Source organism: Paraburkholderia sp. BR10872, from assembly GCF_040965835.1.
In the GTDB taxonomy this organism is placed as follows: Bacteria; Pseudomonadota; Gammaproteobacteria; order Burkholderiales; family Burkholderiaceae; genus Paraburkholderia; species Paraburkholderia nodosa_A.
The window spans coordinates 55,821-82,514 of the sequence record NZ_JBFRCN010000043.1 but is presented as its reverse complement, the minus strand read 5'-3'; the positions used below and the strand labels follow the sequence as shown (position 1 = coordinate 82,514).

The following is a 26,694-nucleotide window of genomic DNA, read 5'->3' as shown; positions in this document are numbered from 1 at the left end:
AGCAGGCTCACGGGCGGCAGGCGAGCATCGAGCGAGATTTGCGTCGCGCGCAGAAACTCGGCGCGCGCGATACCGGGTGTCGCTGCGATGACTGCCTGATCGCCCGGCGAAAGGAATGCGCTGTCGCCGCCCGGCGAAGCGCGCAGATAGAGCGGCGCGGGCAGCAGCAACTGCAGCCAGTCGTCGACGGCGACGCGAAAGCTCGACACCATGATCGCCATCGCCGTCATCAGGCTGAAGCTCGTGACGATGCCCGCGAGCCCGATCGTCGCGCGGCCGGGGGCATTGGCGAGCTGCGCCAGCACGAGCTGCGGCAAGACATGATTCGAGCGCGGCAGCACGGCGAACACGGCGCGCGCGAGCGCCGGCATCGCCAGCACGCCGCCCAGCAACAACAGCGCGATGGACAGATAGCCGAACACCGGCAAGCCCGCCACGGGCGGCAATAACGCGGTGACGAGCCCGGCGGCGATCGCGAGCAGCGCCGCCGTGACGGTGCGCTTGGTACGCAGCCGGGCGGCCGGCGCTTCCTCGTCGCCCGCCTTCAGCGCCCGCGCGGGTCGCGCCCTCGCGGCTTCGAGCGCCGGCGCGAGACTGCCGAGCACCGACGCGGCCATCCCCAGCGCAAAGAATATTGCCGCCGGCATGGCATCGAAATGCACGCGCGGCTGCACGCCTTCGAAATAGCCGCCGCCCAGATCGCCGCCCGCATAGCGGAGCACGGCCGCCGCGAGCGCGAAGCCGATGGCGAGCCCCGCCGCCGCGCCGAGCACGCCGAGGATCGCGCCCTCGGTGACGACGAGCCACAGCACGCCACGCTGCGTCACGCCGATCGCGCGCAACAGCGCAAACTGCGCACGACGCCGCAGTACGGCCAGGGCCTGCATCGTGAAGACGAGGAACGCCCCGGTGAACAGCGCAACGAGCGCGAGCACGTTGAGATTCGCGCGATACGCACGCGAGAGCATCGAGGTGCGCCGGGCGTTGTCACCCGGTGTGAAGGCGGCGACACCCGCGGGCAAGTGCGGCGCGAGCGAATGCGCGAACACTTCGGCATCGACGCCCGGCTTGAGCTTGATGTCGATGCGCTCGAGTGTGCCGAGCCGCTGCAGGCGCCATTGCGCGGCGCCGATGTCCATCACGCCGACACGCACCGCATCGCCCGAGGCCGGCAACACACCCGCGACGCGCAGGGCGACCGAAGCGAGCCCGACCTGCACCGTGAGCGAATCGCCAGGCTTGAGCGCGAGCCAGCTCAGCGCGGCTGGCGAAAGAAATACGGTGTCCGGGTCGAGCAGATCGAGCGTGCTGGCCTTCGTACCGTTCGTGCCACGCGTGCCATGCGTGCCATTCGTACGATCGGCCAGTTCCACGCGTCCGACGAGATTCGGCGTGACATACCCTGCGCGAAACACATCGACGCCGAGAAGTTTCAGCGACTCGTCGCGTCCCGCGACGCGCGCATCGACCTCCACCACCGGGCTGACCGCGGCGACCTCGGGCAAGCTGGCAATGCGCGGGTACAGCGCTTCATCGAAACCGGCACGCGGCCCGCGCAGCTCGATATCCGCATTGCCCATCAGCGAGTTGACAGTGGCCGACAGCTCGTTGAGCGCCGCGCGATTGATCAACTGTACCGCGTAGCCCATCGCGACGCCCGCGGCAATCGCGAGAATGCCGATCAGCGTGCGCAGCGGATGCGCGCGCATTTCCCCGGCGATGAGCGCCGCGCCGACGCCGCCAGCAGGCGTGCGATCGCCCCGGCAACGCGATGCGGCAGCGTCGCGCGATGAACCCACGGCACCGAACCAGCGCATCGCCTACGCGCCGCCTGGGCCGGGCGAGTACGGCTCGAGCCCGGCGGGCGTGAGCCGCAGCACGCGGTCGGCGGCAGCCGCCACGGCGACCGAATGCGTCGCGAGCAGCACGCCCGCGCCGTTCTTTTGCGCCAGTTCGCGCAGCAGCGCGAGGATGCGCATCGCCGTGTCGTGATCGAGATTGCCGGTGGGCTCGTCGGCCAGCACGAGACGCGGCTGATGCACGAGCGCGCGCGCGATCGCTACCCGCTGCAACTCGCCGCCCGACAATTCACGCGGCAGCGCGCGCTCGCGCCCGCCGAGCCCGACTGCATGCAGCACGGACGAGACGCGCACCGGCACGTCTTTCGCCCGCATGCCGTTCAGGAGCAGCGGCAGCGCGATGTTCTGCGCCGCCGAGAGGTTCGGCAGCACATGGAAGGCCTGGAACACGAAGCCCATCTTCTGTCGGCGCTGCAGGGTGGCCGCGTCGTCGTCGAGTGCGCCGAGGTCGTGTCCGTCGAAGACGATCTGTCCCGCGTCCGGCCGGTCGAGACCGGCCGCGAGATTGAGCAGCGTCGATTTTCCGGCGCCCGATTCGCCCATGATGGCGACGCATTCACCCGAGCGCAATTCGAGATTCACGCCGCGCAGCACGTTGCGCGGCGTGGTGCCGTCATAGTGCTTCGATACGTTGGCGAGCGTCAGCATCATGTCGAACCTAACGCAGCGCCTGTCAGGCGGGCCCCATGTCCTGCCGCGGCGACGTCGCGGTCGTGCCCGGCCGGCGCAGCATCTTGTCGACCTCGCCCGCGTGCAGCTCCTCGACCTGGATCATCTGGCGCGCGTACTCTTCGAGCGCAACCGAGCGGTCTGCCACGAGCGAAAGCAGCTCGCGGTAAAGACCGAGCGCGATCTGTTCGGCCTCGAGCGATTCGCGCAGGATGGCCCCGATATCGAAGATATGGGAATCGAGCAGCGGACCGATGGCGAGCGACGGATACGCGCCGAGCGTCGTGATCCATTCGCCGGCCTGCTGCGCATGCAGGAGCGACTCGTCCGCCTGCTGCCGCAGCCACGAGACGATCGGAATGCGGCCGAAGCCGAACACCAGGAACGAATAGTGCGTGTACCGCACAACGCCAGCCAGCTCGGATTCGAGGATCTTGTTCAGCACGGCGACGACGGGCTCCTTCTCGATCTCAGTCATGTTGCCTCCCATGCACGGCAAGTAAGCGGTGGGCAATGTTCATAACACCTCCGTCTCGCGGAAATCTCGCAGAAAGCGTGTGCGAGCGCACTGACGAATTCGATTGTTGCACTTATCGCGGTTCGCCGCTGCAATCGATCAAACGAGCCTCGAGCAGGCGCGCAAGCGCCAGGCCGCCTTCGCGCATGATCGAATCGTGATTCCAGCGGAATATCAACCGCACGAGGGGCGCGAATGCGAGCGCGCTCATCCACGCACTGGCCGTCCTGACATGCCAATCGTAGCGCACCATCGTGCGGCTGCCGTCGGCCGCGAAATGCCAGCGCCCCACGCCCTCCAGCGCGCCGCTGGCCTCTCCCTCGAGCGCGAGGAGCGGCGCGACGCGCGTGACGCGAACGTCGATGATCACGCGATAAGGCAGCACGCCTTTCCACGTGTAACGATGCACCGCCCCCAGCCCGTCGGTCTCGCCCGCCCGCAACTCGCGCACCGCTTCGACGTTCTTCCACCAGCTCGGCCAGTTCATCGAATCGTGGATCGCGTCCCATACCGGCTGCACCGGCGCCTCGATGCACCACGAGGTCGTCAGACGGAATTCCGCCATCGTTCGTTTCCTCCTTGTCTGCGCCAGGGCCAGGTGTGCGTTGCGCGATGCGAAGCCGTGCTCCAGAATGACCCATCTTCCACCTTCGAGTATAGGAGGGGCCAATGACGCTCACAGACCGGGATTTCGTGGCCGTCGCACAGGCGCGCTTCGATGCGCTCGCAAACTACGAGGTCACGTTGAAATCGACATCGGCGCGAGCGGAAACGGTCGAGGTCCTCTATGGCTACCGAAAGCCCGGCTTCGTGCGGATGGACTTCATCCGGCCGCATGGCGGCGCGACGCTCACCTTCAACCCGGAATCGGGCAAGGTCAAGCTCTGGCCGTTCGGTATCGACACATTTCCGCAGCTCACGCTGGCTCCCGACAATCACATGATTCAGAGCCCGCAGGGTCATCGCGTCGACGAGTCCGATCTCGGCGCACTGCTAGTCAATGTCCGTGCGCTGCAGGAGCATGGCGACACCCAGGTCGTCGGCACCGAAGCGATCGGCACGCACGAGGCGGCGCACGTGATCGTGACGTGCCTGCCCGGACACTTCGTAAGCGGCGTGTTCCGCTATGAGTTATGGTTCGACTCGAGCCATGGTTTGCCCATCAAGGTCGTGAGCGAGGGCGAGTCATGCGAGCCGATCGAAACGGTGCTGATGGAAAACCTGCGCATCGACGTGCCGGATTCGCAGCTCAGGCCGTTCGGCTAGTCGCGCAAGCGATCACTGGCATTGGGGATGTCACTGAATCCTCAGGTTAATCAAGGCGTAAACATGACATCCTAAAATGCCTCAACCGCTTAGGATGCCAAATAACCAGCCAGCCCAAGCGTGCGCGACTAGCAAGCTATCGTCGGAAATATACGTCTGATCCCCCAATCGTTGCTAACGCAGTTAATCGCGATTCCCTCGACGGAACCTACCGTGAGCGGCCCGCTCGCCTGCGAACAGGAAGCGGTGTCGCTCTGCCCGAAAGGTATTCCCCGTTCGCTGGATCGAAGGGACATGGCATGTTCAGAAACCTTATCGAGTTCGCAAGACAGGTGCGGCGCAGCGAAGACTTCAAGAATGCGCTCAATACGCCGGCCCGCCTGTCCCTGCATGCGAAGCAACGCCTCAACCGCGGCCACTTCGTCATAGAGATTCGCGCAAATTCCGGCTTCTTTTCCGTCATGCAGATCGTCCTGTGCATCCTCCTGTATTGCGACGAGAAGCGTCTGACGCCCGTTATCTCGGCGCGCGGTGGAAGCTATGGCGACGCGCAAGGCAAAATCGACTGGCTAGCCGAATACTTCGAAGACCTCGCACCGTCCGCCCTGCCGGATGCCGCGAGGGCTGGTTTGCGAACGTCGATCGTGCGCGATCTCGGCGATTTGGGCTTTCGCCGTTACGAAGCCGGCCTCCGGCTGGAACGGGCGAGTGCGCTATTCCTGTCGAACTATCGGCCACGCGAATCGATCCGGCAGGAAGTCGCGCGCATCGGCGAGCGGCTCGATATCGGCGCTTCGACGCTGGGCGTCCATTTTCGCGGCACAGATAAAAAGTTCGAAGCCCATACGATCGACTGGAGTGAGTTTTGCCGCATGGTCGAGAAAACCCTTGCAGACGATCACCGGCTCACGAACATCTTCGTCTCCAGCGACGAGCAGGCGTTCCTCGACTTCTTCCGGAAGTGGGGCTTCACTGTGCCAGTCAACGTCGCGCCTGCCACGCTGCTCGCGAGCGGCGAGAAGCCCGTGCACTTCAGCGGACATTCCGGACTCGCAATTGGCCGCGAAGCACTCGTCGCGAGCCTGCTACTCGCAAACTGCGGCCATTTGATCAAGACGCCCTCCTATCTCTCGGGATGGTCGAAGATCTTCAATCCGTCGCTGCGGGTGAGGCTCGTCGTGCCTCCCCGCAACAACGCATTCTGGTTTCCCGATAGCCAGATCTGGACCGAACAGGCCAGGCGCGACCACGACCTGGTGATGCCTGAAATCGAAGACGCGGCTTTCGATTCGCCGTTCACGGCAACCGCGACGACGCCAAACGCGGGAGCCCTCCCCCGACCCATCGATCTTTGAAGACGTATCATCGAAGCCAGAACGCAGGACGAGGGCAACTGCGAGCATCGTCATGAACTGGCTGGCCAATATCGTTCTCGTGCTGCATGCACTGGTCGTACTCTTCATCGTCGGCGGCTTGCTCGCGATCTGGGTGGGCGCCTGGCTCGGGCGCGCCTGGGTACGCAACCGCGTGTTCCGTCTCACGCATCTGCTTGCGATCGGTGTCGTCGCCCTTCTTGCGGTCCTCGACCTCCCGTGTCCGCTCACGGTGCTCGAGGACTGGCTGCGTACCGGGCACGCCGGACCGCGAGGCTTCATCCAGTACTGGGTCAGCGACTTGCTGTACTACGACTTGCCCGGCTGGGTGTTCGCGACGGCCTATGCAGGATTCCTGCTGGTCGTGGCAGCCACCTGGTTTCGTGTCCCGCCGCGTTCGTGACGGCGATCGCGCATCGATCTTCAGCCCGTAACGACAGTGGCGGCACACCGCTTGCTTTCGCCCCCCAAACGCTAATTTCGGCGTCGACGCAAATCAACGCCTGCAAAAAGGGGATGACGAACATGTCCAGCAAAAAGAGCCGCGGCAAACTGCCGAAAGGGACAAAGCCGAAAGTTTCGAAAGGCGCAGGGCCGTCAAAGGCGCTGCCCAAACCCCGCGAGCGCGCGGCCATCCTGACCGGCCAGCGCCGCCTGAAAATGGCGCGCTCGCCTCATGCCTACGTGCGCGGCAATACGGCCCGCTTCTACGAATGGATCGTCGAGACGAACGGCGACTCGCTGCCACACGGCCCGGCGATCTGGATTTGCGGCGATTGCCATACCGGCAACCTCGGCCCCATCGCGAATCAGGAAGGCAAGGTCGAAGTCCATATCCGCGACCTCGATCAGACCGTGATCGGCAACCCCGCGCACGACCTCATCCGCCTTGGCCTCTCGCTGGCGACCGCGGCACGCGGCTCCTCGCTTTCCGGTCTCACCATCGTGCACATGATGGAGGCGCTCGCAGCGGGCTACGAATCGGCGTTCGGGCCAAAGCGCGCGAAGGTCCAGATGTCCGGGCGCCCCGAGCCCGTGCATCTGGCGATGAAAGCGGCCGTACGCCGCTCATGGCAGCATCTGGCCGAGGAGCGCATTGAGGATCTCGAACCCACCATTCCACTTGGCAAGCGCTTCTGGCCGCTCACGCGCGCCGAGCGCAGGGCAATCGACACGCTCTTTCGCGACGATGCCATCGCGAGTCTGCCCACGGGCCTGCGCGGCCGCAACGATGCCGGCAAGGTCGAGGTGATCGACGCGGCGTATTGGGTCAAGGGCTGCAGTTCGCTCGGCAGGCTTCGCTATGCAGTCCTGCTCGATGTCGACGGCGGCATGATCGATGGCGACGATCTGTGTCTCATGGACATCAAGGAGGGTGTGAAAGCCGCTGCACCGCGTTACGAAGACGCATCGATGCCGCGCGACAACGTCGAGCGTGTGGTGGAAGGCGCGCGCCATCTCTCGCCCTTTCTCGGCGAGCGCATGCGGGCCTCCCGCCTGCTCGATCGCGCGGTGGTGATTCGCGAATTGCTGCCGCAGGATCTCAAGCTCGAAATCGATGAACTCGAAGAGAGCGAGGCGCGCAAGGTCGCGTTCTATCTCGCGGCGGTGGTCGGCAACGCGCACGCACGCCAGATGGACCCGCCGACACGGCGCAGCTGGCTCGCCGAACTCCGGCGCGCTCGCTCGAAGACGATCGATGCGCCCCTGTGGCTCTGGACAAGCATCGTGCAACTGGCGAGCAGCCACGAAGCCGGCTATCTCGAACATTGCCGCCGCTATGCCACCGGCGTGAATTGAGGCAGCCTCCCGACGCTCGACCTCGTCGTCCAGATGCTTCGCATCCCGACCATCGAATCTTGCCTCCACAGCGTATGCGAGTCGCATAATAGCGCTATCCGCACGCCTCGCGGCACGCACGCTCAAGCGCCTCATGCGCCGTCGGTTTGCTGACGTCCGGGTTCGCGTCGCCGCCATGGCATGGAGGTTTTCAAATGACACAGGGCAGCTACGACATCGTGATCGCGGGCGGCGGTCTTGGCGGCGCAACGCTTGGCCGTGCACTCGCAGGCGCCGGCGTGCGCACGCTCATCGTCGAACGCGAGACGTCGTTCAGGGACCGCGTGCGCGGCGAGGGCATGATGCCCTGGGGTGTCGTCGAAGCCCGCGCGCTCGGCATCGATCGGCTGCTCCGTGATGACGGGGCGCACGTGGTTCCGTTCTGGAGGCGATACAGCGGACTGGTGCCAGCCGAATCGCGCAACCTCGCGGATACCACTCCCGGGCACACCCCGTGTCTGGACTTTTATCATCCGTCGATGCAGCGCACGCTGCTCGACGCGGCCGAGTCATCGGGGGCCATCGTGCTGCGCGGCGCCGAGGTCGTGCGCGTCGATCAGGGTGATGCGCCAGGCAAGCCGCCTGTGGCCGAGATTCGCACGGATGGCGGCACACATCGGGTAAAAGCCCGGCTCGTGGTGGGCGCGGACGGACGCAGGTCGACGGTGCGCAGAATCGCCGGCTTCACGCTCAACCAGGATCCCGGGCGGCTGATCGTGGCGGGTGTGCTCTACGAAGGGCTCGACACGCCGGAAGATTCGGTACACCACTTCCAGTGCCCAGCGCTGGGACAGGCCGCATTGGTTTTTCCCATCGGGCATCAGCGGTTCAGGACGTACTTCGTCTCATGGGTCGGGCAGCGCGCGCACCCCATCAGCGGCAGCGGGCATACCCGCGAGTTCCTCGACGCCTGTGTCGACACGGGCGTGCCGCGCGACTGGTTCGAACGCGCGAGTGTGGTTGGCCCGCTCGCGGCTTATCCCGGCGCGGACATCTGGGTCGAGCATCCCTGCAACGGCAGCGTGGTGCTGATCGGCGACGCGGCGGCGGCCAGCGACCCGTCATGGGGATGCGGGTTGTCGTTGACGCTGCGCGACGTCAGGGTGCTGCTCGACCGTCTGCTCGCAAACGACGACTGGGAAGCCGCCGCGCATGCGTATGCCTTCGAGCACGACCGCTATTACGGCGCCCTGCACCGCGTACTGGACTGGCTCACCCAGTTGCTGTACGAACGCGGCGCGAGCGCTGACGAGCGCCGCGCCCGCATCCTGCCGTGTTTCGCCATGGAGCCCGATCGCGCGCCCGATCTGCCGGGGCTCGGCCCGGAGACGCCATCGGATGAAGAGGCTCGCCGACGGTTCTTCGTCGAGGATCGTTTTCTGCCTCCGGGCTGATCGCGCGGCGCATGTTCAACGCCACGGGCGTGAGCGGCCTGGCACGCCTACGCGGCACTCTTCGCGATCGTCGCCTTCAGTGCTTCGATGACCGCCCGCACCTTGCCCGACGGATAGCTCGTCGGTGCAAACACGGCCTGCACATTCAAAGGTACGCCAGACCATTCGGGCAGCAAGCGCACGAGCGCGCCGGACGCAAGATCCGCGCGCGTCGAGAAGTCGGTCAGCGCGGCAAACCCGCCACCCGCGAGGACCGCCGCGCGCGCCGACGTCGCCGTATTCACGCTCAGAGCATTCGCGCAGCGCACCCGGCGCACGGCTTTGTCGTGGCTGACGCGGCCCACCGCGGGCCGCCCGGCATCGCGCGTCAACTCGAGCGTCGACGGATGCCGCAGCACGCTCATCGCAATGTGTGGCAAAGACGCCAATGCGTTCAGCGACTTCGGCATGCCGTGGCGCTCAACGAACGCGGGGCTCGCGACCAGCCAACGCACGTAGCTTCCTAGCTTCACCGAGCGGTAGTTCGAGTCGGGCAGATTGCCCAGCCGCACAGCCAGATCGATCCCCTCGCCGATCAGGTCGACATAGTGATCGGCGCAAACCAGTTCGATGTCGAGTTCCGGATACACGTCACGCAGATCGACGAGCGCGGGCGCGACGATCTGCGCGCCGTAGTCGACAGGCGCGCTCACTCGCAGCGTGCCGCGAGGGGGCGCGGCTTCCTCCGAGACGGCCGATAGTGCCTCTTCCGTCATCTGCAGGATGCGGCAACTGGCGTCGTAAAACGCACGGCCTGTATCGGTCACGGATAGCTGCCGCGTGGTGCGCGTGATCAGGCTCGCGCCGATCTCGCGTTCGAGGCGCTGCATATGCGCACTGACCATCGTCTTGGCGATGCCGAGCCGCTCGGCCGCCGCCGTAAGCGATCCCGCTTCGACCACGGCGACGAACACCGCCAGCCGGTTCAGATTCACGTCGCGTACATCCGTCATCGGCGATTGTCCACTTTCGATAGAAAATGAATGCAAGCTTAGCAGTCTTCTCGCGCGCGCAGCCATTGTCTAATCTGAACACTCCCTGTCGCTTCATCCCGAAGCGCTTTCGTTGTGGAGAACAAGATGCCAACCGCCCGTCCCGCCACGCCGATTCGCCTGTATACGGCCTTGCTCTCCGGCCACGGACACCGCGTCCGGCTGTTCCTTTCGATGCTGGATGTGCCGTTCGAGATCGTGCCGGTGGATCTCGCCGCGGGCGAGCACCGTCAGCCCGAGTATTTGAAGCTGAACCCCTTCGGCCAGGTGCCGACCATCGTCGATGGCGATACGGTGTTGTTCGATTCGAACGCGATCCTCGTCTATCTGGCGAAGCGCTACGGCGAGCCGTCGTGGCTGCCGGACGATCCGCCTGGCGCGGCAGCCGTGCAACGCTGGTTGTCGCTCGCAGCCGGTCCGATCGCGTTCGGCCCGTGCGCCGCGCGTCTCGTCAACGTATTCAAGCGCGATCTCGATCTGGCGCACGCCCAGCAAATCGCGCAAACGCTGCTGCCGTTGCTCGATGCCGAACTCGCGCACAAGCCGTTCGCCGCGGGCGATCACGTGACGATCGCCGACATTGCCGCGCATACCTACATTGCGCATGCACCTGAAGGCGGCGTGTCGCTGGAGCCGTATCCTCATCTGCGCGCATGGCTCGAGCGCGTCGCCGCGTTGCCGGGCTTTGTGCCGATGCCATCGACGAAAGCGGGCCTGCTCGCCGCCTGAACGAAACTCGCACGCCGTCACCCCGAGGCCGTCATGACCGCTCTCCCCGACCTGAATCCGTACCGCGCTGCGGGGCCGTTTCACGACGGCGAGCGCGAGGCACAATTGCGCGCGGGCGTAGCCGACGTTGCGCTCGAAAACGGCTCGCGCGGCATCCGCGATTACATGCCGGACCAGCATCGCGCGTTCTTCGCGATGCTGCCGTTCATGGTGTTCGGCGGCGTCGATGCAGCCGGTCAGCCGTGGGCGACGCTGCGTGCGAACACGGCGGGCTTCGTGTCGACGCCGGACAGCCGCACGCTGCGCATCGACGGCGGCGCGCTGCCAGGCGATCCGCTCGAAGGGAGCTGGGTGCCGGGCGCGCGTATCGGCGGGCTCGGCATCCAGCCGCACACACGGCGGCGCAACCGCGTGAATGGCGTGATCGAAGCGGTCGATGGCGGCGTAGTGACGCTCGCCGTCGAGCAGAGCTTCGGCAACTGCGCGAAGTACATCAATGGACGGGAACCGGCTTTCGTCGGCGATACGCCGGCGCGCGCCACAGTCGAACATGCGCAGGCACTCTCGGAAGAAGACCGCGCACTGATCGCGCGCGCGGACGTATTTTTCATCGCCACCGCCAACCTCGACGATGCAGCGGGAGCGGCGGGCGGCGCCGACGTGTCGCATCGCGGCGGCATGCCGGGCTTCGTGCGGATCGACGACGCGAGCACGCTGACCGCGCCCGACTTCAGCGGCAACAAGTTTTTCAACACGATCGGCAACCTGCTGCACGATCCGCGCGCGGGCTTGCTGTTCGTCGACTTTGCACGTGGGGATCTGTTGTATCTGGCCGTACGCGCCGAGGTGATCTGGGACGGCCCCGAGATCGCGCTATTCCCGCTGGCACAGCGGCTGGTGCGGTTTCACGTGGCAGAAGTGCGCCGCGTGCGGGAAGCCTTGCCGTTGCGATGGTCGGCGGTCGACTATGCGCCGCAGTTCGCGCAGGCTGCAACGGAAGCCTCGCCAGCGGATGCGCCGAAGAAAATAGACGCGCGCACGTGGCGCACGCTGCGCGTGGCCGAGGTACGCGACGAATCCCCGACGATCCGCTCGTTCCATTTCGAAGCGGTGGACGGCGAGCCACTCGCGCCGTTCGAAGCTGGGCAGTACCTTCCGCTGCGCGTCGTCATGCCCGGAGCGGACAAGCCGCTCATGCGCACCTATACGCTCTCCGCGGCGCACGACGCCGCACGTCCGGCACGCTACCGGATCAGCGTGAAACGCGAAGGCGCGGTGTCACGCTGGCTGCATGAACACGCACGCATGGGCTCGCTGATCGACACGCTGGCGCCGCGCGGCTCGTTCACGCTCGATGCACGCAGCCCGCGCGCGATCGTGCTGGCGGCGGCAGGCATTGGCATTACGCCGATGCTCGCGATGCTCGACGCGGCACTCACGATCGAGCCTCAACGTCGCATTCATGTGTTCCACGGGACGCGCGGCGAGCACGAAAAGCCGTTCGCCGCGGTGCTGCGGGAGATCGAGCGCGCGCATCCGAACGTCTTGGTGCATCTGTACGACAGCGCCGCGCAACACGACTCGCCCGACGGCGACCGGCTCGCGGGCCGCGTGAACATCGATGCGCTGCGTCGCTTCCTGCCGTTCGACGACTACGACTTCTATCTGTGCGGCCCCGAAGCGTTCATGCGCGATCTGTACGACGGCCTGCGCGCGCTGAATATTGCGGACGAGCGGATTCGTTTCGAGGCGTTCGGCCCGTCCAGCCTGAAGCGTGTGCCCAAGCACGCTCCCGTTGCGAGCGAGGCAACGACAGTCAGACCGGTGACATTTGCCCGCAAGGGGCAAACAGTGCAATGGCAGCCGCAGCACGGCTCGCTGCTCGAAACCGCCGAGCGCTGCGGCGCCCACGCGATGTCAAGTTGCCGCTCGGGCATGTGCGGGACCTGCGCCACGCGCGTGCTCGATGGCAGCGTGGAATACGACGAACCGCCGGAGTTCGACACCGAGCCGGAGTTCGCGCTGATCTGCGTCGGGCATCCGGCGGCGGGCGGCGTGACGCTCGATCTCTAGCCGCCTTGCTTGCTGCATGCGTGTCCAGCGTCAGCTCGGCGCGCGCAGAAATCGCACGACTTCGTCGTTGAATCTCTCGGGAAACTCGATGTTGGAGAGGTGCACCGCCGGGAGCATCAGCAGCCTCGCGCCCGCAATCGTCTTCGCCATTTGCACGCTGTCACTCGCTGCCGTCACCGTATCGTGCTCTCCCGCAATCACCAGTGTCGGCCGTGCGATGCCCGCAAGCGACTCCCGCATATCCGCCTCCTGCACGGCGCCCCACGAACCGGCGAGCCCATGCCGGTTCGTCGTGGTCAACATCGCACGGAACGCGTCGACCACCGGATCTGCTGCCTCGAGCATGTGCGCCGGGAACCAGTTGCGCAGGAAGGTTTCGGCGGTGTCGATCATGTCATCGGCCTGCAGGACCGCCGCAATCGGTGCATCCCACCTGGCCGCCGGCCCGAGCCATGGCGCAGTATTGCTGAGCACCAGCCTGTCGATCCGGTCCGGCGCATGCACGCCCAGCCATTGGCCGACAATTCCGCCCAGCGAGAGTCCAAGAAAATGCGCGCGCGCCAGGTCGAGCGCGTCCATCAGTTCGAGGACGTCCTGCCCCAGACGCGCGAGCGGATACGGCCCCGCGGGAACGCTCGACGCGCCGTGCCCGCGCGCATCGTAGCGCAGCACGCGAAAGTGCTGCGCTACGATGCGGAGATCTGCCCGTCCCACATGCGCAGCGTGGTGCCGATCGAGTTCGACAGCACGATTGTGGGATTGTCGTCGCGACCGTCGAGCCGATACGCGATACGCGCGCCGTCGGTCGTCGTGAGGAAGGAAAAGCGCGCCATGACATCTCCTGCAAAGAAGGCGCTGTCGGGCGCGGCGCCGTTCGCCGAACACCTTGTGCAACGCCAGTTGGCAGGCCGAGTATGGGTCGCTCAGAATTCAAATAAAATTACAAAGATTGGACAAAAATTGTCATATAAATCGACATGGCAGATTTCACGCTTCACGACGTGCAATGCTTCGACGCCGTCATCCGGACCGGGAGCTTCCAGGCTGCCGCGAGCGCACTCCATCGATCCCATCCTGCCGTCTTTGCCGCGGTGGCTCGGCTCGAAAGCCAAACGGGGCTCGCCTTGCTCGACCGCAGTGGCTATCGCGTGAAACTGAGCGCCATGGGCCGTTCGTTTTACGAGCGCATGCAGCCACTCCTGAGCGAAGCGGAAGGCTTGCGTCAGCACGCAGCGCAACTGGCCGGCGGTGAAGAAAGCGAACTGAACGTGGTTCTTGGCGATCTGTGTCCGCGCCCGGTTGCGCTGAATCTGCTCGCGCGCTTTTTCGTCACGTGTCCGCGCACGCGGCTGAATCTGCATTTCGAATCGGTTGGCGGGCCCGTAGAGCGGCTAAAGGCCGGCCAAGCCGATCTGATCCTGCATCGAGTCGATACGACCGACCTGTCACTGGAGTGGCTCGTGCTCGGCAAAGTGCGCCTGGTTCCGGTGGCGGCGCCTGGCCTGCTACCGGCGCATCAAACCGGGACGCTGCGTGCGAAGCACTTGCGCGACTACGCGCAATGCGTGATGCGCGATTCCGCCCAGCAGCCCGGCGACTCGAACTTTCTGGTCGTCGAGGGTGCGAGGCAGATCACGGTGCCCGACCAGGGCATGAAAAAGGACGTCATCATGCAGGCCCTCGCGTGGGGGCATCTGCCGGACTTCCTGATCGAAGCGGAGCTGCGTAGTGGCGCCTTGAAATCCCTTGCGAGCCGGTCGCTCCCGGGACATACGGAAACGCTGGTTGCAGCGAGGCGCCGCGACGCCTCGCATGGCCCGGTTGCACAGCGATTGTGGGCCTGCCTGCAGGAGAACGCGCCGATGATCTAGTCAGGCGACACGCCACCTGCGCCGGTGCATCAAGACGTTCTGGCCATCTTGCCTCGCAGTTGGCCAGCCGAAAGCCACAGGGCAGAGATCAGAAAGTAGACGGCGCCGACCGCTGCATAGCCCGCCACCTTCTCGATCGCAGAGGCCATCGGCGCACCGCCCTGCACGATGAAAAACACCCCGGCCAAAGCCGATTGAGCACCGCTAAGTATCATCGCCCATTGCGCACCGAAGCGCTTCCAGCGACGCACGGCGGTGCCGAGCTGAAGCAGCCCGGACAGGATGGCCCACACGCCAAACACGCCCAGCACGCCATGCGCGCCCAGCTTCAACGCCACGATCACGGCGACCGTCGTCAAGATACTGATGCCGACGTTGACGACTTGCGTACGGTTTTCATCCGCCCCGCCGCTGCGCGACATGTCGAGGTAGTTGGCCAGGGCATCCCATGCCGGATAGACGACGAGCAGTGCAGCGATTCTGACCGGCGAATGCTGCGCGAGTGAGAAAGCCAGTGCGACCCAGGCCGCGGAAAACGCGGTCCGCACAAAGTAATACTGCCTGAGCCAGCTCTCTTCGCGAGTGAGCGTGATATCTGCGTGTCGATCAGCCATGGCAACTCCTGAACAGTTCGTGACAACGGTGCAAAGGATCGCACTCGCCTCACTTCTGCGGCATCGGTCGAATGACCGACCCTCGCGGGGTCGAATGGCGTTGTGACGTATAGTGATCGAACGCCTGACGTGCGCTCTGCCTCCCATGCCGATGACCGACGACAAAGCTGGCCTTTTCCCGCTGCGCGTGTTCGATGCCGTGAAAGCCCTCGCCTTCATCGGCGATCTGAGCATGGGCCAGCCCACCGATCATTCGCCGCGCACCGCATGGCTCGCGGCTCGCCTCGCGCAAGCCGCCCGGCTCGACGCGTCGACGATCGATACCGTACGGGAGACGTCGCTGTTGCGTTGGTCGGGATGCACGGCAAACGCGGCGGGCTTCGCCGACGTTTTCGGCGATGACATCCAAAGCCGCGTCTCGATGCTCGACGGCCGCACAGACTGGTTCGCGCCACTTGAATCGCGTGGCGGTGCCGCCGCGGTGCTCACGCCGCTCGCGCAGACGCACTGCGAAGTGGCGGGCGAAGTGGCGCGCATGCTGGGTCTCCCCCTCGCAACCGAAACGGCGTTGCGTCATATCTTCGAAATGTGGGATGGCAGCGGTGTGCCTGCGCATCTTGCACGCGACGCCGTGCCGGTGCCCGTGTTCGTCGTCGCGCTTGCCGGAGATCTGGAGATTTTCAGTCGCACGTATGGTGTCGAGCAGGCGCTCGGTCTCATTGCGCAACGCGCCGACACGCGCTATCCACTGCGGCTGGTCGAGACCGCGCAGCGCGGTGCGCCCGTTTGGCTCGCGGAACTGGAACGTGCGTCGGCCGCCGATCTCGACGCCGCGTTGACGACATCGCGTATGCAGCAGGCAACGTCGGCGGAACTGATCGCCGACGTCATCGACCTCAAACTGCCCTGGATGACCGGCTTCTCGCGCGCGGTCGCGGCGACGGCCGCCCGCTGTTGCGAACGTCTCACGACGGACAAGGCCGCGCACGAACGCGTCTATCGCGCAGGATTGATTCACGGAATTGGTCGGGCGGCGGTGCCCAACGGCATCTGGAATCTGAGCGCGCGTTTGCCCGAAAGCGCCTGGGAGAAAGTGCGCCTCGTGCCTTACTGGACGTCGCGCGCAGGCAGGCAAGCCGGCGCGCTCGGCGATGCGGCCGAACTCGCATCGTATGCCTATGAGCGGCTGGACGGCTCGGGCTATTTTCGCGGCGCACGCGGCGAGGCCATGATGCTGGAGGCGCGCGTACTGGCTGCGTCGGTCGCGTGGGTCGCGTTGCGCTCGGCGCGTCCGTGGCGAGCCGCGCTCTCCGACGCCGCCGCCGCGCAACAGCTGCGCGACGAGGTCATGAGCGGTCGCCTGAGCGGCGAAGCGGTCGATGCGCTGCTGGCCGAAGGTGCGGTTGCGGTCAGGCGCCCCGCGAGCCCCACGGCGCAGCGCGCGCCTCTCACGCCGCGCGAAATCGACGTGCTGCGTGCCATCTCGCGCGGCGCGAGCAACAAGGAAGCCGCGCGAGAACTGGCGCTGAGTCCGAGCACTGTCCGCACGCATGTCGAAAGCGTGTTTCGCAAGTTCGAATGCTCCACCCGCGCGGCGGCGACACTCAAGGCATCGGCAATGGGCCTGCTTTAGGAACGCCGCGCGTTGCCGGGTCCGGTTTCAGCCACGCGTTGCGGCTAGTGCAAATTAACAGCTCCTTTGTCACTGATTGTTTGGTGGTCTCTCACGCTACCCAACTTGTTTGATCTCCTCTGCTCCCCCGAATCAGGCATGACTCAGTCTATTTCGCGTCCCCCGGCTCTGGCCGCGAACCGATCCAGCAAACACTGCAGCCGACGCTCCTGAATGTGCAGAATCCCCGGTGTGGAACGGAGCTCGAGCACGCGGGAGTGCCAATAGCTCGCGCTGAATATCGCCATCGCCTTGTCCGCGCTGATCGCGCTTTCGAGGTGCGCAATCGCCGTGTCGAGCGTGTGGACAGTGTAGGGACTCTGCGGCCGCCTTTCTGTCTCTGGCTTTATCTGAATCGTTTTCTCGCGCCCTGCCCGCTTGCCTCCCGCCTGGCTATCGCACTCCTGCGCAAGCAGGGACTGCAGGCGCTGCTCATCGAGCCCGTCATACCGGATGGAGTTGTCTCGCATCGCACCGTCTCCTCGTCGACGATCGCTCACCAATTACCGTCGAGCCTGTTCCGACGCTCGCTGACGATGACCGTCGGGCCCGGATTGTCGTGATTAACCAGGGTTGCATCGGTGCAAACGGTGCGGGCCGCTTTGGCGCCACGGCGGTGGCGTGCGACCGACTCCAGCAGGCTCAACGTGATGCAGAAACTGCGGTCGATCTGCTCCGTCCAGCACTTCTGGTCATAGGCGGCCAGGGCCTGCACGAAGACGTCGTAGATCTGGTCGGGAAAAGTCACACCGCTCGACTCGATGCGGACCATGAGCGCCCTTGCCCGAAGCAGCTCGGCCAGGATCGTCGCGTCCGGCTGGGTCGCCGGTTCAGGCTCCGGCTTGCAAGGGCGTACGCGGGTTTCGTCGTCCGACGCAAAGCGGAAGATATTCAACAGGCTTTTGAAGTCGGGATGCGGCGTATGCATGATGGTGTCCCTCATCGTCCGAACTGCAGCGACTCCATCGTGCGCGTGCCGGGATTCTGGCAAAACCGGCAATGGCGGGGGAAAAGCGCCTCCAGAAGGCGCCCCCACGAGCGTCCCCCGCTTTGGGGGGATCGCAACCTGCAGGATTGCGGGTACAGTGGGGACGACTAGAGAGGCGCTCGATGGACAACCTGTATTTCCGGCACGTACTGCTCGTCGAAGACGAGGGCTTGACGCGTATTGCGATGAAGAGCCTGATCCTGACTTCGGAGCCGACGCTCGACATCGACGAGGCCGGCTCGTACGACGCTGCTGTCGAACGGCTGCAGAACAAGGCTTACGACCTGGTCTTTCTCGACTACCAGATCGGCGACAATCACACCGGACTTGATTTGCTACGCTGGCTGCAGGAGAACGAGCGCGCGGCGCATGTGGTCATGTTGTCCGCGCAGGACGACCGCGAGACCGTGCTGGACTGCATCAAGAATGGCGCCGGCGGCTTCATCTCGAAGGCCAGCGAGGAAGGCGGCGCGGTGTTCCGGGAAGCCCTGCAGACCATTCTGAACGGACGGGTCTATCTGCCCAACAGTGTGCTCGGCAAGGGCGGCCATACCCCGCAGTCCCCGGGGCCGAGCAAGGCCATTCCGATCGATTCGCTGAACCTGCCGCCGCGTCTCGCGCAAACCCTGGGTTTTCTGCTGCAGGGCATGTCGAACAAGGCCATCGCGCGAAAGATGAATATCTCGGAGAACACCGCGAAGGAGTACATCAGCGACTTGCTGAGCCGGTTCAACGTGTCGCGGCGCACTTTCCTGATCGTCGAAATGGCACGCCGCGGCATCGAGATTCCCACCGTTGCGCACGCCCCGGCGGTCTAGGTCGCCCGGGCCGATGCCTCCGTCAATTCGAGCATGCGCGCAATCAGCAGGTCGGGAGCCAATGGCTTGCTGAGCACGCAGCGCTCCGGCAACACGCCCTGCGTGCTTGCCACGGCTTCCCCCGTCACCACGAGACACGGCACGGGCCGCGCAACGTGCTCGCCGAGGAGCCGGATGACGTCGTGTGCGGTCGAATTCTCCGGCAACCGGTAGTCGCTGATCACCAGGTCAGGGACGCGCTCGATCGACTGCAACAGTTCGTCGAGTTCGGCTACGGAACGCACCGAATCGGACAACACCCCCCATCGCGCGAACAGCGCCTCCATCGACGCGCGCACGAGGCTGTCGTCCTCGACCAGCAACACGTAGAGACCACGAAGCGACGACGGTGACAGCGACGAGGCCGCATCGGCGGGCGATATCGCCGCATCCTCATGCGCGAATGGATCCGCCACCGGCATGCGCACCGAGAAGCGCGACCCGTGACCCTCGATCGACTTGAGTTCGAGACGATGTCCCTCGAGCAGGGACACCACCGCATTCACGATCGACAAACCGAGCCCGAGCCCTTTCTCGCGGTCCCGCTCCGGATTGCCGAGCTGGACGAACGGCTGGAAAATCGCGTCCCAATGCTCCGACGCGATACCGATGCCGTTATCCAGCACATCGAGGCGAACATAATTAGGCATACGAACCAAACCCACGAGCACCGTGGAGCGCCCCGCTTTCGCGGGATCCGAATATTTGATGCCGTTCGCAATGAGGTTGCTCAGCACGCGGGGAATCCAGTCGGCGTCGGTGCGTACCCATGCGGGCTTTTGCAGCGCCTTGGCATAGCGCAGCACGACGCCGCGGCTCGCCGCGAACGACGCGAGCTGCTCGACCGTCTCCTCGGTCACGCGGCTGAGGTCGACGCTCGTATAGGTCGGGTTGACGTGCCCCGATTCGAGCTTCGACAAGTCGAGCACAGCATTGAAAAGACGCGCCGTCAATACCGACGCCTTGCGCGCTTCGCCGATCAGCTTGCCCGATGCCTCGATGTCGCGCGCTTCCAGCGCTTCGTCTGCCGCCGCAAGAAACAGGTTCAGCGCATGCATGGGCTGGCGCAGGTCGTGCGCGGCCGCGGCCAGAAAGCGCGACTTCGCCCGGCTCGCCTGCTCTGCCGCTTCGCGCTGCTGCTCGCGCAAGGCGATCAGGGCTTCCGACTTGGTCTGCTGGTCGCGCCGTGCGCGCTCGAGGTCATGATGCTTTTGCGCGAGTTCGGCGTTGGTGCTCTGCAGCGCAGCGTTGCTCTGCGCAAGTGCCTGGACGGCAACATACCGGTCGCGCACGTGCCGCTCGGCATTCACGTTGACGCTGTGCCCGAGCACGGCGACGTTCAACAGATAGAACATGCCCGCGGCGAAGTTGTCCGGCTCGACCGCCTGAGTGACCAGTTGCGCCATCACGATCACGGCGATCACGCATGCGGTCAGCATGAGCGTCGCCTTGGCCCGCAGGCGCAGAAAGCCGAACAGATAAAAGAGAATTAAATAGAAGCCGACAAAAAAATGGGTGAAATTGAATGGGCGTGGAGCAAGGACGGTTTGCATCAACAGGCAAAAGCACATGAACGCCAGGCCCGAAAGCAGGATCCAGTGCGCAACCTTGTCTCGATGAAATTCGAGCCTGAAAGCCAGCACGATGCCGATGGTCGCGCCAATCGCACCGGCGCAACGGAACGCGAAAACCTCCGGGAAGTACGGCCGGAACACCGGACTGGTCTGCGCAAGGCTGATTTCCCAAAAGCCGAAGCACACCCAGATCAGCGTTCCGAGCACCAGCGCCGCACGGCGAAAGTCGGCGAAGCGCCGGCCATACTCCTCCGTAAATTCGCGTTCGACCTGTGGATCCTCGAACCGGCCGGGCCAGCACAGCATATCGACCAGCCATGCGCGAACCGCGCTGGGCGCATGCGAGCGTTTGAGGAATGCCGATTCGGTCGCCGATTGAAACCTGAATATGCTCATCGCATCTCGCCGGTATGCTCGCTGGCTGACGAAGCAGGAAGCACGTCTCGTGCTTAGGCGTGCCAATCCATTCTAGTCGGTCACAGACTGCCCTGCCGCTTCCCCGCTGGAAGCGAGGATATCTTACGCCAGCGGACCACAAGAGATGTCATATAACATGGTGTTCGGCGCGCGACGATCCGGTATCGCGGCGGATCACTTCAGGCTGCCAATATACTTCGTATTCCTTCTGAATTTATACGAAACACCCTGATGCCGGACCCGTTCCTTCACTGTGCGAAGTGGCCGGCCGTCTCTCCCAATCCACGCACTAATCTATTTCCTGTTTTGATCAGCATTCGTCGTATGTTTCCTTCGCAACGAACCTAATACCATGATTAGGCTGAAAAAATCGGCATACGCGAAGTCGAACCAATCACACGAAAATGACGCCGGGATGGCCAATAAACTTTCAATTTCCTTTTTATTTAACGAAACTGAAACGGTGTTTTATCGCCATCAATGCGATCGTGTCATGTTTTCCATCTAACATCTGTCGCGACGTTTTCACGCAGCCTAGCCTGGAGAACAGTATGGATCTGGCAAGAATCCGCCGCGATGCATTCGCGATGCCCATGCACAACCCCGCGTATCCGCGGCCGCCGTTTCGCTTCGTCAACCGCGAATATTTCATCATCACGTACGAGACCGATCCCGATGCGCTGCGCGCCATCGTGCCGGAGCCGCTCAAGCCGGAAAACAATCTCGTTCATTACGAATTCATCCGCATGCCCGACTCGTCGGGATTTGGCGATTACACGGAAAGCGGCCAGGTGATCTCCGTACGCGACCCGCAAGGCCGCCTCGCGAATTACACGCATTCGATGTATCTCGACGACGAAGGCCCGATTGCCGGCGGTCGTGAAATCTGGGGCTTCCCGAAGAAACTCGCGCGCCCCGTGCTCGCCGTCGATGGCAACGACACGCTGCTCGGCACGCTCGATTACGGCACGCAGCGCATCGCGACCGGCACGATGGGCTACAAGCACCACGTGCTCAACAGCGAAGACGAGCGCCGCAAGCTCGCCGACACGCCCAACTATCTCCTCAAGATCATTCCGCATGTGGACGGCACGGCGCGCATCTGCGAACTCGTGCGCTTCTATCTGCGCGACGTGACGGTGCGCGGCGCATGGAGCGGCCCGGCCGCGATCGAACTACATCCGCACGCGCTCGCTCCCGTTGCCGATCTGCCGGTGCGCCGCGTGGTGGGTGCACGCCACGTCATTGCGGATCTCACGCTCGATATCGGCGAGGTCGCCTTCGACTATCTCGCCGCGACGTCGAGCCAGGACGCCGCCCTGGGCGAACCCGAAGTCGAGCTCGCCTGATCTGTTTATCTATCGCTTTTTTGTAAGGAATACATATGTCGTTGAAAGACAAGGTTGCAGTCATCACGGGCGCCGCAAGCGGGATTGGCGAACATTGCGCGCGCACGTTCGCGAGCCAGGGTGCGGCGGTCGTGATCGCCGACCTCAATCTCGCGAACGCCGGCAAGGTGGCGGACAGCATCGTGGCAGCGGGCGGCAAGGCCCTCGCCGTGGCGATGGATGTCACCAACGAAGAAGCCGTGAATGCCGGGATCGACGAAGCAGCGAAAGCCTTCGGCGGGATCGACGTGCTCGTGTCGAACGCGGGCATCCAGATCATCAGCCCGGTAGACGAGTTCCCGTTTGCCGACTGGAAGAAGATGCTCGCGATCCATCTCGACGGCGCGTTTCTCACCACCAAGGCCGCGCTCAAGCATATGTACGGCAGCGGCAAAGGCGGCTCGATCGTCTACATGGGTTCGGTGCACTCGCACGAGGCGTCGAAGCTCAAGGCGGCCTATGTCACGGCGAAGCATGGTTTGCTCGGCCTTGCCCGCGTCGTGGCGAAGGAAGGCGGTCCGCGCGGCGTGCGCGCCAACGTCGTATGCCCGGGTTTCGTGCGTACGCCGCTCGTCGACAAGCAAATTCCCGAGCAGGCCAGGGCGCTCGGCATTTCGGAAGCGGACGTCGTCAAGAACGTGATGCTCAAGGACACCGTGGACGGCGAGTTCACCTCGCTCGACGACGTGGCCAACACGGTTGCGTTCCTCGCGGGCTTCGGGTCGCAGGCGCTGACGGGCCAGTCGGTGCTCGTCACGCACGGCTGGTCGATGCACTGAACAACCAACGAAAAAAGGGAGAACGTATGCGCAGCAGCAATCTAACCGCCCGCACGGAGCGCAAGCCGTTTGAGCTGCCGCGCTACGACGAAATCGCCCTTGTTTTGCAGGGCGGCGGCGCGCTCGGGTCCTATCAGGCCGGCGTGTTCGAAGGGCTCGCGCAGGCCGGCGTCGAACCGCATCGCATTGCGGGCGTGTCGATCGGCGCGCTCAACACGGCGATTATTGCGGGCAACGAACCCGCGCGCCGCGTCGAAGCGCTGCGTGGGTTCTGGGAGTCGATCTGCCATCCGCTCGACTGGTTCGGCAACCTCGGCGCGCTCGCCATGCCGATGTTCAGCCAGCAGGATTTTTCGCGCCGCTGGGCCAGCATGTGGGCCGCGGGTCGCGCGCTCACTGAAGGCCAGCCCGGCTTTTTCGCGCCGCGCCGCCCGCTGCCCGTCGCGGGCTGGCAGAAGGCGACGCCGAATGCGGTGAGCTACTACGACACGGCCGCACTGAAGTCGACGCTGCAACGCTTCGCCGATTTCGACCGTATCAACGACGGCCCGATCCGCGTGTCCGTGGGCGCGGTGAACGTGCGCAGCGGTAATCTCGTCTATTTCGACAACGCCAAAATGCGGCTCGAGCCGGAGCACTTCATGGCATCGGGCGCGCTGCCGCCGGGTTTTCCGGCCGTGGAAATCGACGGCGAGTATTACTGGGACGGCGGCCTCGTGTCGAACACACCGCTCACGGAGGTGCTGCGTGACGCCGACCACAAGGACACGCTCGTATTCCAGGTCGATCTATGGAGCGCGAGCGGCAACGTACCCGCCGATTTCCTGGACGTGGCCGAACGCGCCAAGGACATTCAATATTCGAGCCGCACGCGCGCCATCACCAACATGCTTGCCGATCGGCAAAAGCACGCGCGCTTTATCAAGGAACTCCTCGAGCACGTACCCGCCGAGGCGCGGCGCAACGATCCCCTCTTTCGGCTCGCCGAGCAGGTGGCCGATGGGTCGTCGATCAACGTGGTCCATCTGATCTACAAGAACAAGCCTTACGAAGGGCATTACAAGGACTACGAATTCAGTGCCGACACCATGCAAGAGCACTGGTCGAGTGGCGTCGAAGACATTCGCGCGTCGTTTGCGCATCCCGACTGGTTCGCGATCCCGAGCCGGGAGCAAGGCTTCGTCACGCACGATATCCACCGGCGCGCGGGCGAAGTGCCCGAATCGGATCGCGCCGAGCTGAGCGCGGGCGCCTCGGGACAGGTAGATCTGACTCGCAAGGTCGCGTAGGCGCAGCGCAAGAGCCGACCCGGCGTCGGGCCCGTGCTCGAGGGTTTTCCTTGACACCGGCCCGGCAACATCGCCAATGGTTGACCGACGGAGGACGTGCTAGGCTCCCTTCAAACAACTTCGGAGACTGCGATGCCGTTCATCTGCGAAAACGTTGAATGCCGTGCCGTGCTGGCTCGCGGTCAGGTCAGAGCCAGTCACGAGGACGACGGGTGGTGCTTCTACTGCCCGGACTGCAACGCCCGGAACGAGTTGAAGGATGTCGGCATACCCGGCGGTCCTGCCCAGTTGGTTCAACCCGAACGATCCGGCCCCCCGCACAGGATCATCGCGACGGCTCGCCCCCTCGAGGACGGCGGGTACGCAGCGCAATTGCGCGTGCAGAGGGCGCTCGCGATAAAAGGCACCTACGCGGTCGAGGAACGCTGGGAGCAGCTCGGCGTGTTCCCGAATGCGCACGAGGCCGTAGCGCATGCGAATACCTTCGCGTCCGAGCTGCTGAAGGCCTGATCGCAGGCACCCGCAGGATTGATTACCCGGACCGAAAGCCTCAACGCGAAGCCATCGTGCCGAACGGATGGGCTTTCGGCACGACCACGTCGTCTTCCGCTTCGAGCGGCGCCTGCAAGTCCCGTTCGTCCAGTTCCCGCGATGCCGGTCTGCCGAGTATCGCGATCATCGGCACCTCGTATTCGACGACGTCCGATTTCGTGCCGGAAAGAGGGCCGAAGCGTCATCTCCACGCATTAGCTCGATTGCAAACGTTCGCAATTCATTTCCGCGGCTGTATGGCTGCCGCCGCAATAGCCGCTCCAGCGAACGCGCACGCGGCGGACACAACGGCGACGGCACGCAGCGCGTCTAGCATGGCCTCCGCTTGCACACGCGCCACCAACGTTGCGTGCGGCGTGCCGGCGCCGTCCGATGCGGGCCTATCTTGTCCGTCCGGCTCGAGCAGTTGTCCGATCTGGCGTGCGTCCACCGTCACGTGCAATGCGTCGAGGCGCGCGGTTAGCGCGGCGTGATGCGACCACACGAACACGATGCCGAGCACCGCTACCGCCAGCAGGCTCGCCACGCGCGCAACGGCGTTGTTGATGCCGGAGGCGACGCCGGTGCGCTCGCTCGACACCGCGCCCATCACGGTCGTGGTGAGCGGCGCGACGGTGATCGTCATGCCGAGGCCGAGCACCGCGAGCGCAGGGAAGAATCCGGTCCAGTAGCTGCCGTGCACGAGCGGCAGCGCCAATAGCGTGAACCCGAGCCCGGCGACGCCCGGGCCAACGGTCAACAGCGCGCGCGAGCCAAAGCGGCTCGTCAGTCCACCGGTGAAGCGCGACAGCAAACCGATGATGACGGGCACCGGCAACAGCGCCGCGCCGGCTTCGGTCGCGGTAAAACCATGCGCGCGGATCAACGTGAACGGCAGGAAGAAGAACGCGCCGCCGAGCCCGAAGTAAACCAGCAGTGTGACGAGATTCGCGCCCGTGAAGTCGCGCGAACGGAACACATCGAGCGGCATCATGGGATTGGCGCTGCGCGCTTCGATCATCACGAACGCGGCGAGCACGAGCACACCGGCGCCGATTGCAACCAGCACGAAAGGATGCTGGAAGCCTCGCGCCGACGCCTGGGTCAGCCCGAAAGTCAGACTGGCGAGGCCTGCCGCCGCGGCCAGCGCGCCCGGCCAGTCGAGTTGCCCGGGCGCATCGAGCCTTTGGCTGTTGGGCACCGATGACATGGCGAGCGCGATCGTGAGCGCGGCGAGCGGGACATTCAGGAAGAAGATCGCGCGCCAGGAAAATGCATCGACGAGCCAGCCGCCCGCCACGGGCCCCACCGCCGACGTGATCGCGCCGACGCCCGCCCAGGTGCCGATCGCCCGGCCACGCGCTTCGCCGTCGAACACCGCGCCGATGATCGCGAGGCTGCCGGGTACGAGCAGCGCCGCGCCGATGCCCTGAACCGCGCGTGCGGCGATCAGCGCAGCCGCATTCGGCGCGAGGCCACAGGCCGCCGACGCCAGCGTAAACAGCGCGATGCCCGCGATGAACACCGTGCGGCGGCCAAGCTTGTCCCCCATCGACCCGCCGACCAGCACGAGGGAGCCGAGAAACAGCAGATACGCGTTGACGACCCATTGGATCGCCGCGACGCTCGCACCGAGTTCGCTCTGAATGGACGGCAGTGCGACGTTGACGACCGAGCCGTCGATGAACGCCATGCTCGACCCCAGGATCGTCGCCGCGAGCGCGAGACGCTTGCGCCGGCACGGACGGTCGACTGAGGTGGGCTGCGCGCAGATCACGAGCGCGTCGCACGGGCTCGCCTGCGCGGCGACGACATGCGCGCCCTGCGGCTCGCTTGCAACAAGATCCGGGTTGGCCAAGTTCGCTCCCGTCAGGATCGTTGATGACTAGAGTCTGTTGATGCCAGCGGCGCGAGTCAACCCGGGCGAGCGCATGGGCGTCGGCCGCGGATCACCGTGCGAACGC

At 64.8% G+C, this 26,694-nt stretch carries 27 protein-coding genes; 14 read left to right on the top strand and 13 right to left on the bottom strand.

The window, feature by feature from the left end:
- From AB4Y43_RS28535 to AB4Y43_RS28520, 4 genes are all read right to left on the bottom strand, one after another.
- Window positions 1–1,817, bottom strand: a 1,817-nt coding sequence (locus tag AB4Y43_RS28535; protein ID WP_368729324.1) for an ABC transporter permease, incomplete at its 3' end; no start/stop codon positions are given.
- A gap of 3 nt (window positions 1,818–1,820) precedes the next feature.
- On the bottom strand, window positions 1,821–2,507 hold the full coding sequence (locus AB4Y43_RS28530) for an ABC transporter ATP-binding protein (protein WP_069262422.1): 687 nt from the start codon (window positions 2,505–2,507) through the stop codon (window positions 1,821–1,823).
- Window positions 2,508–2,532: 25 nt separating this feature from the next.
- Window positions 2,533–3,006 carry a bacterioferritin gene (locus AB4Y43_RS28525; protein ID WP_368729323.1) on the bottom strand — a complete coding sequence of 158 codons (474 nt, stop codon included), beginning with the start codon at window positions 3,004–3,006 and terminating at the stop codon, window positions 2,533–2,535.
- A gap of 112 nt (window positions 3,007–3,118) precedes the next feature.
- Window positions 3,119–3,610, bottom strand: coding sequence for an SRPBCC family protein (locus AB4Y43_RS28520; protein ID WP_069262132.1), 492 nt, complete (start codon window positions 3,608–3,610; stop codon window positions 3,119–3,121).
- 104 nt (window positions 3,611–3,714) lie between these two features.
- Here AB4Y43_RS28520 and AB4Y43_RS28515 point away from each other — a divergent pair, with 104 nt between their 5' ends.
- The 5 genes from AB4Y43_RS28515 to AB4Y43_RS28495 all read left to right on the top strand — a co-directional run bounded on the left by AB4Y43_RS28515 (window position 3,715) and on the right by AB4Y43_RS28495 (window position 8,917).
- Window positions 3,715–4,311 (top strand): hypothetical protein, encoded by a 597-nt coding sequence (locus tag AB4Y43_RS28515; protein WP_069262133.1) that lies wholly within the window; start codon window positions 3,715–3,717, stop codon window positions 4,309–4,311.
- Window positions 4,312–4,610: 299 nt separating this feature from the next.
- A complete protein-coding gene (locus AB4Y43_RS28510) occupies window positions 4,611–5,666 on the top strand; it encodes a hypothetical protein (protein ID WP_368729322.1) in 1,056 nt (351 codons plus the stop codon).
- 52 nt (window positions 5,667–5,718) lie between these two features.
- Window positions 5,719–6,087: a DUF2784 domain-containing protein gene (locus AB4Y43_RS28505; RefSeq protein WP_368729321.1), complete on the top strand. Its 369-nt coding sequence runs from the start codon at window positions 5,719–5,721 to the stop codon at window positions 6,085–6,087.
- Between the two features lie 122 nt (window positions 6,088–6,209).
- Entirely contained in the window at window positions 6,210–7,484 is a 1,275-nt protein-coding gene (locus AB4Y43_RS28500; RefSeq protein ID WP_368729320.1) for a DUF2252 family protein, read from the top strand.
- A gap of 194 nt (window positions 7,485–7,678) precedes the next feature.
- Window positions 7,679–8,917, top strand: coding sequence for an FAD-dependent oxidoreductase (locus AB4Y43_RS28495; RefSeq protein WP_368603172.1), 1,239 nt, complete (start codon window positions 7,679–7,681; stop codon window positions 8,915–8,917).
- A 47-nt stretch (window positions 8,918–8,964) separates the two neighbouring features.
- Here AB4Y43_RS28495 and AB4Y43_RS28490 read toward each other — a convergent pair whose 3' ends face one another.
- Entirely contained in the window at window positions 8,965–9,909 is a 945-nt protein-coding gene (locus tag AB4Y43_RS28490; protein WP_368729319.1) for a LysR family transcriptional regulator, read from the bottom strand.
- A gap of 126 nt (window positions 9,910–10,035) precedes the next feature.
- On the opposite strand from AB4Y43_RS28490, the gene AB4Y43_RS28485 reads away from it, so the two are divergent.
- The gene (locus AB4Y43_RS28485; protein ID WP_368729318.1) at window positions 10,036–10,677 is read left to right on the top strand and encodes a glutathione S-transferase family protein; all 642 of its coding nucleotides are present in this window, start codon (window positions 10,036–10,038) and stop codon (window positions 10,675–10,677) included.
- A gap of 33 nt (window positions 10,678–10,710) precedes the next feature.
- Window positions 10,711–12,750, top strand: a complete 2,040-nt coding sequence (locus tag AB4Y43_RS28480) for a pyridoxamine 5'-phosphate oxidase family protein (RefSeq protein WP_368729317.1) — start codon at window positions 10,711–10,713, stop codon at window positions 12,748–12,750.
- A 30-nt stretch (window positions 12,751–12,780) separates the two neighbouring features.
- Here the strand turns inward: AB4Y43_RS28480 and AB4Y43_RS28475 are convergent, their stop codons facing one another.
- Window positions 12,781–13,422 carry an alpha/beta fold hydrolase gene (locus AB4Y43_RS28475; RefSeq protein ID WP_368729316.1) on the bottom strand — a complete coding sequence of 214 codons (642 nt, stop codon included), beginning with the start codon at window positions 13,420–13,422 and terminating at the stop codon, window positions 12,781–12,783.
- Window positions 13,423–13,436: 14 nt separating this feature from the next.
- On the bottom strand, window positions 13,437–13,583 hold the full coding sequence (locus AB4Y43_RS28470; protein WP_368729315.1) for an alpha/beta fold hydrolase: 147 nt from the start codon (window positions 13,581–13,583) through the stop codon (window positions 13,437–13,439).
- Window positions 13,584–13,727: 144 nt separating this feature from the next.
- On the opposite strand from AB4Y43_RS28470, the gene AB4Y43_RS28465 reads away from it, so the two are divergent.
- Window positions 13,728–14,621, top strand: a complete 894-nt coding sequence (locus tag AB4Y43_RS28465) for a LysR family transcriptional regulator (RefSeq protein ID WP_368729314.1) — start codon at window positions 13,728–13,730, stop codon at window positions 14,619–14,621.
- Window positions 14,622–14,650: 29 nt separating this feature from the next.
- Here the strand turns inward: AB4Y43_RS28465 and AB4Y43_RS28460 are convergent, their stop codons facing one another.
- Window positions 14,651–15,235 carry a DUF308 domain-containing protein gene (locus AB4Y43_RS28460; protein ID WP_368729313.1) on the bottom strand — a complete coding sequence of 195 codons (585 nt, stop codon included), beginning with the start codon at window positions 15,233–15,235 and terminating at the stop codon, window positions 14,651–14,653.
- Window positions 15,236–15,386: 151 nt separating this feature from the next.
- Between AB4Y43_RS28460 and AB4Y43_RS28455 the strand changes: the two genes are divergently transcribed.
- Window positions 15,387–16,868: an HD domain-containing phosphohydrolase gene (locus AB4Y43_RS28455; RefSeq protein WP_368729312.1), complete on the top strand. Its 1,482-nt coding sequence runs from the start codon at window positions 15,387–15,389 to the stop codon at window positions 16,866–16,868.
- Window positions 16,869–17,011: 143 nt separating this feature from the next.
- Here AB4Y43_RS28455 and AB4Y43_RS28450 read toward each other — a convergent pair whose 3' ends face one another.
- Together AB4Y43_RS28450 and AB4Y43_RS28445 are read right to left on the bottom strand one after the other, a co-directional pair.
- Window positions 17,012–17,377 carry a hypothetical protein gene (locus AB4Y43_RS28450; protein WP_256094491.1) on the bottom strand — a complete coding sequence of 122 codons (366 nt, stop codon included), beginning with the start codon at window positions 17,375–17,377 and terminating at the stop codon, window positions 17,012–17,014.
- A 26-nt stretch (window positions 17,378–17,403) separates the two neighbouring features.
- Window positions 17,404–17,835: a hypothetical protein gene (locus AB4Y43_RS28445; RefSeq protein ID WP_368603180.1), complete on the bottom strand. Its 432-nt coding sequence runs from the start codon at window positions 17,833–17,835 to the stop codon at window positions 17,404–17,406.
- A gap of 182 nt (window positions 17,836–18,017) precedes the next feature.
- Between AB4Y43_RS28445 and AB4Y43_RS28440 the strand changes: the two genes are divergently transcribed.
- Entirely contained in the window at window positions 18,018–18,713 is a 696-nt protein-coding gene (locus AB4Y43_RS28440) for a response regulator transcription factor (RefSeq protein WP_028204625.1), read from the top strand.
- Here the strand turns inward: AB4Y43_RS28440 and AB4Y43_RS28435 are convergent.
- A complete protein-coding gene (locus tag AB4Y43_RS28435; RefSeq protein WP_368729311.1) occupies window positions 18,710–20,722 on the bottom strand; it encodes a hybrid sensor histidine kinase/response regulator in 2,013 nt (670 codons plus the stop codon). The genes AB4Y43_RS28440 and AB4Y43_RS28435 overlap by 4 nt on opposite strands.
- Before the next feature lie 572 nt (window positions 20,723–21,294).
- Here AB4Y43_RS28435 and AB4Y43_RS28430 point away from each other — a divergent pair.
- The 4 genes from AB4Y43_RS28430 to AB4Y43_RS28415 all read left to right on the top strand — a co-directional run bounded on the left by AB4Y43_RS28430 (window position 21,295) and on the right by AB4Y43_RS28415 (window position 24,709).
- Entirely contained in the window at window positions 21,295–22,092 is a 798-nt protein-coding gene (locus AB4Y43_RS28430) for an acetoacetate decarboxylase (RefSeq protein ID WP_069262144.1), read from the top strand.
- Between the two features lie 35 nt (window positions 22,093–22,127).
- Window positions 22,128–22,910, top strand: coding sequence for a 3-hydroxybutyrate dehydrogenase (locus AB4Y43_RS28425; protein WP_028204627.1), 783 nt, complete (start codon window positions 22,128–22,130; stop codon window positions 22,908–22,910).
- Window positions 22,911–22,936: 26 nt separating this feature from the next.
- The gene (locus AB4Y43_RS28420) at window positions 22,937–24,199 is read left to right on the top strand and encodes a DUF3734 domain-containing protein (RefSeq protein ID WP_368729310.1); all 1,263 of its coding nucleotides are present in this window, start codon (window positions 22,937–22,939) and stop codon (window positions 24,197–24,199) included.
- Between the two features lie 132 nt (window positions 24,200–24,331).
- The gene (locus AB4Y43_RS28415) at window positions 24,332–24,709 is read left to right on the top strand and encodes a hypothetical protein (RefSeq protein ID WP_069262146.1); all 378 of its coding nucleotides are present in this window, start codon (window positions 24,332–24,334) and stop codon (window positions 24,707–24,709) included.
- Window positions 24,710–24,749: 40 nt separating this feature from the next.
- On the opposite strand, the gene AB4Y43_RS28410 is transcribed toward AB4Y43_RS28415, so the two are convergent.
- Window positions 24,750–24,878 carry a hypothetical protein gene (locus AB4Y43_RS28410; protein WP_256094492.1) on the bottom strand — a complete coding sequence of 43 codons (129 nt, stop codon included), beginning with the start codon at window positions 24,876–24,878 and terminating at the stop codon, window positions 24,750–24,752.
- A 93-nt stretch (window positions 24,879–24,971) separates the two neighbouring features.
- Entirely contained in the window at window positions 24,972–26,588 is a 1,617-nt protein-coding gene (locus tag AB4Y43_RS28405) for an MFS transporter (RefSeq protein WP_368729309.1), read from the bottom strand.
- Window positions 26,589–26,694: the final 106 nt, after the last annotated feature.